Annotated in this window: 1 protein-coding gene; it reads right to left on the bottom strand. The window is 41.0% G+C overall.

The window, feature by feature from the left end:
- Window positions 1–29: 29 nt before the first annotated feature.
- Window positions 30–1,258, bottom strand: a protein-coding gene (locus DFP77_RS19405; RefSeq protein ID WP_114413809.1) for an IS3 family transposase whose coding sequence is annotated in 2 segments (ribosomal slippage) — window positions 30–907 and window positions 907–1,258 — 1,230 coding nt in all. Because the reading frame shifts where the segments join, the coding sequence is not laid out codon by codon here.
- Between the last annotated feature and the right edge of the window lie 41 nt (window positions 1,259–1,299).

Below are 1,299 nucleotides of genomic sequence, written 5' to 3'. Positions count from 1 at the left end.
TGTGTCGTCCTAAAATAGGTTGACAGTTTTTAGGCCAGCTCCTGTAGCTGGCCTTTCTCTTTTCGCACTTGATTCGGTGTTTTCATCTTGAGGCTCAAGTGCGGCCTTAAATGATTATAAGTGTTTACAGATTCATCAATTAAAACAGCTAGATCCTCGAAGGTCTTGCAATCATATATCAGAAACTCTTGTTTCAAAATTCCGTTCACTCTCTCTGCTAGAGCATTCTGGTAACAATCATATCCATCCGTCATTGATGGCCTTATCCCTGCCTTCGATAATTCAGATTGATAGGTTTCAGAGCAATACTGAAGCCCTCGATCAGAATGATGAATCGCACCTCTATAAAAATCGTTTCCTTTCACTGCCATTTTTAAGGCCTGAACGACCTGAACAGCTTTCATATCTCGACTCAGGTGGTGCCCAACAATTTCTCTTGAGTAAGCGTCAGTCACTAATGATAAGTAATGGACACCTTCAGTAGATTCCACATAAGTAATATCACTTACAAGCACTTCTCCAGGTCGTGTTATTTCCTTGTCTTTAAGTAAGTTGGGGTGCTTTCTCATCCAGTGTTTACTAAACGTCGTTTTAGTAAAGCTCTTTTTTGGTTTTACTAATAGTCCTTCCTTTCGTAAGTAGTTAAATAGCCCATCTCGGCCTAATTTAATACCCGCTTCTAATAAATCACTTTTGATTAACCGATACAGCTTTTTCGTGCCCAATCTAGGCATGAACTGACGCCAATAAAGCACTTTCTCTTTAACGGGAGCCAGCTCTTCTCGTCGAGCTTCCCATCGTGCAACAGATTGATAGACTGCTTGTCTCGATATACCAAACACTCTACAAGCACCTGCTAGCGAGACTTGCTGTTTTTCTTTGGCTTGCCAGATGTACCGGATAAATACTTTTTTCGCAGGCCAGCTCCATATTCTTTGTCCATTATATCAACCATGCCGTTTAGGACTTGGTTTTTAAGCTTTTCATCTGCTAGCTCACGCTCGAGGCGTTTGATCTTTTCTGCTGGAGTTTCTTTTGAATTAGGCATAAGAGGATGTAAAAATGGTTTAGACCAATCTAATTTACCATGCTTTCTTAGCCAAACAAGAACGGTGGATCTACCTTGGATGCCGAAGTGAACTTGAGCCTGTTTGTAGGTCATTTCGCCTTTTTCTACACGCTCAACTACCCCTAATTTAAAAGCCATTGAATAGTCACGCTGTGTGCGCTTAATACACTTGATACCTGATGTCGCCATAAAGAAGTCCTCTTTATGTCAACGTATTTTAGGATGGGACA

It is taken from the genome of Marinomonas foliarum (genome assembly GCF_003337275.1).
Taxonomy (GTDB): domain Bacteria; phylum Pseudomonadota; class Gammaproteobacteria; order Pseudomonadales; family Marinomonadaceae; genus Marinomonas; species Marinomonas foliarum.
This window is presented reverse-complemented; position numbering and strand designations above follow the sequence as displayed.